Origin of the sequence: Geminicoccus flavidas (assembly GCF_009806515.1) — a bacterium.
Classification (GTDB): domain Bacteria; phylum Pseudomonadota; class Alphaproteobacteria; order Geminicoccales; family Geminicoccaceae; genus Geminicoccus; species Geminicoccus flavidus.
In genome coordinates this window covers 1-2,635 of record NZ_WUJP01000655.1, presented here as the reverse complement: position 1 = coordinate 2,635, position 2,635 = coordinate 1, and the positions used below count along the sequence as shown (strand labels likewise).

General features: G+C 71.7%; 3 protein-coding genes. All 3 read left to right on the top strand.

The annotated features are described in order from the left end of the window. Window positions 1-946: phosphoribosylamine--glycine ligase (purD, locus tag EQG76_RS18615; protein WP_159715875.1), on the top strand; the 946-nt coding region annotated here is incomplete at its 5' end. A 61-nt stretch (window positions 947-1,007) separates the two neighbouring features. Further along, window positions 1,008-1,580, top strand: coding sequence for a biotin transporter BioY (locus EQG76_RS18610; protein ID WP_159715874.1), 573 nt, complete (start codon window positions 1,008-1,010; stop codon window positions 1,578-1,580). Further along, the gene (locus EQG76_RS18605; protein ID WP_159715873.1) at window positions 1,577-2,536 is read left to right on the top strand and encodes an L-threonylcarbamoyladenylate synthase; all 960 of its coding nucleotides are present in this window, start codon (window positions 1,577-1,579) and stop codon (window positions 2,534-2,536) included. Before EQG76_RS18610 ends, EQG76_RS18605 begins: the two co-directional genes overlap by 4 nt. Window positions 2,537-2,635 lie beyond the last annotated feature (99 nt).

Below are 2,635 nucleotides of genomic sequence, written 5' to 3'. Positions count from 1 at the left end.
CACCCGCCACAACATCCCCACCGCCCGCTACCGCACCTTCACCCAGGCCGATGCCGAGGCGGCCCGTGCCTATGTCCGGGCCGAGGGCGCGCCGATCGTGATCAAGGCTGATGGGCTCGCCGCCGGCAAGGGCGTGGTGGTGGCGACCACGCCCGCCGAGGCGCTGGCCGCGGTGGACGACGCGCTTGCCGGCGGCTTCGGTGCGGCCGGGGCGACGCTGGTGATCGAGGAATGCCTGGTCGGCGAGGAGGCATCGCTGTTCGCGCTCTGCGATGGCCGCCACGCGCTGGAGATCGGCACTGCCCAGGACCACAAGCGTGCCTTCGACGGCGACCAGGGGCCGAACACCGGAGGCATGGGCGCCTATTCGCCGGCCCCGGTGCTGACCGATGCGCTGGTCGAGCAGGTGATGGCGCGGATCATCCGCCCGACCCTGGCCGGCATGGCGGAAGAGGGGCATCCCTTCACGGGCTTCCTATATGCGGGGCTGATGCTCACCGCCGACGGCCCGAAGCTGATCGAGTACAATGTCCGCTTCGGCGATCCGGAATGCCAAGCCGTCCTGCCCCGGCTGATGACCGATCTCTGCCAGCTCCTGCTGGGCGCGTTGGACGGCCAATTGCACCACATGAACCTGCGCTGGCTGCCGCTCCATGCCCTGAGCGTGGTGATGGCGGCCAAGGGCTATCCCGGCAGCTATGCCAAAGGCACCGAGATCCGCGGCACCGAGGGGCTCGAATCCGACGACCTCCTCCTGTTCCATGCCGGCACACGGCGGGAAGGCGGGCGGTTGCTGGCCCATGGCGGGCGGGTCCTGAACGTGACCGGCCTGGGCACCACTTTGGCCGAGGCGCAGGCCCGTGCCTACGCAGCGGTCGACCGGATCGACTGGCCGGACGGCTTCTGCCGTCGTGATATCGGGTGGCGAGAACTCCAGCGCGGCTGACCGCTTGCGCTGGACGGTCTTCCACCTAAGCTTGCGCCGCCCTCTGCCTGCGGGAACCGCCATGTCCTCGACCCTCGTCACTCCGATCGACCGGCTCTGGCCCACCGAGCGCCCGGTCCTGCGCAACGTCGTGCTGGTGCTGTTCGGCACGCTGCTCCTTTACGCCTCGGCCAAGGTCCAGGTGCCGTTCTGGCCGGTGCCGATGACCATGCAGACCGCCGTCGTCGCCCTGATCGGCATGGCCTATGGCTGGCGCCTGGGTGCCGCCACGGTACTAGCCTACCTGGCCGAGGGTGCCGTCGGCCTGCCGGTATTCACCGGCACGCCCGAGCGCGGTCTGGGCCTCGCCTATATGGTCGGCCCGACCGGCGGCTATCTCCTGGGTTTCGTCGCCGCGGCCGCGATCGCCGGCTGGCTCGTGCAGTCCGACCGGAGCCCGGCCCGCATCGCCGCCGCAGTGGTGGCATCGATCCTCGCGATCTTCGCCCTGGGTGTCGCCTGGCTGGCGGTGCTGGTTGGCCCTGAGGCCGCCATCGCCAACGGCGTCCTGCCGTTCATCCCGAGCGAGGTCGCCAAGATCCTGCTCGCGATCGCCGTGGGTGCCGCCTTGCTGCGGAGCCGCCGCGCCGGTTGACCCAGCCCGTTCCACCCGATCCGTCGACGATCGAGGCGGCCGGGGCGCTCCTGCGCGCCGGCCGCCTCGTCGCGTTCCCGACCGAGACCGTCTATGGCCTGGGGGCCGATGCGACCCAGGACGAGGCTGTGCGCCGCGTCTATGCCGCCAAGGGCCGGCCCGCGCACAATCCCCTGATCGTCCACCTGCCCGACCTCTCAGCTGCCGAGCCCCTGGTCCATCTGGACGAGCGCGCCCGCCTGCTGGCAGCCGCCTTCTGGCCGGGTCCGCTGACCCTGGTCCTGCCGGCCCGACCCGGCAACGGGATCTCCACCCATGCGACGGCAGGCCTGGCCACGCTGGCGATCCGGATCCCCGTCCATCCGGTTGCCCAGGCGCTGCTGCGCTCCGCCGGCCGGCCGGTGGTGGCTCCCTCGGCCAATCCGTCCGGCAGGGTGAGCCCCACCACGGCCGCCCATGTGCAGGACGATCTGGGCGGGGCCGTCGCTCTGGTGCTGGACGGCGGCGAATGCCCGGTCGGGCTGGAAAGCACGGTGATCGACCTGTCCCGGCCGGACCGGGCGGCCCTGCTCCGGCCGGGTGGGCTCCCACGTGAGGCGATCGAGGCCGTGCTGGGCGCGCTGGCTGGACCGTCGAGTGATCCGGCCCGTCCGGCGGCACCGGGAATGCTGGCCTCGCATTACGCGCCGGCAGCTCCGGTCCGCCTGGATGCCGAGAGCGTGGCCCCTGGCGAAGCGCTACTGGCATTCGGCACCGACCTGCCGTCCGGTGCCCTCGCCACCTTCAATCTCAGCCCGTCGGGCGACCTCGCCGAGGCCGCCACCAACCTGTTCGCCATGCTCCGCGCCGCCGACCGGGTCGGCGCCAGCGGGATCGCGGTGGTGCCGATCCCCGGCGGTGGCCTTGCCGAGGCGATCCGCGACCGGCTCCGCCGTGCGGCAGCACCGCGCGGCTAGGCCCTGTGAGCTCCTGAAGTCTGTTCCCACCTGCTATGCCTCGAGCAGCGGATGGATCGGATGACGGGGGTGCTGACGGATGGGCAGTGGGCGGTGCTG

Excerpts from the sequence above, each read along its gene's own strand:
- EQG76_RS18610 (WP_159715874.1), top strand. The coding sequence starts at position 1,008 with ATGTCCTCGACCCTCGTCACTCCGATCGACCGGCTCTGGCCCACCGAG.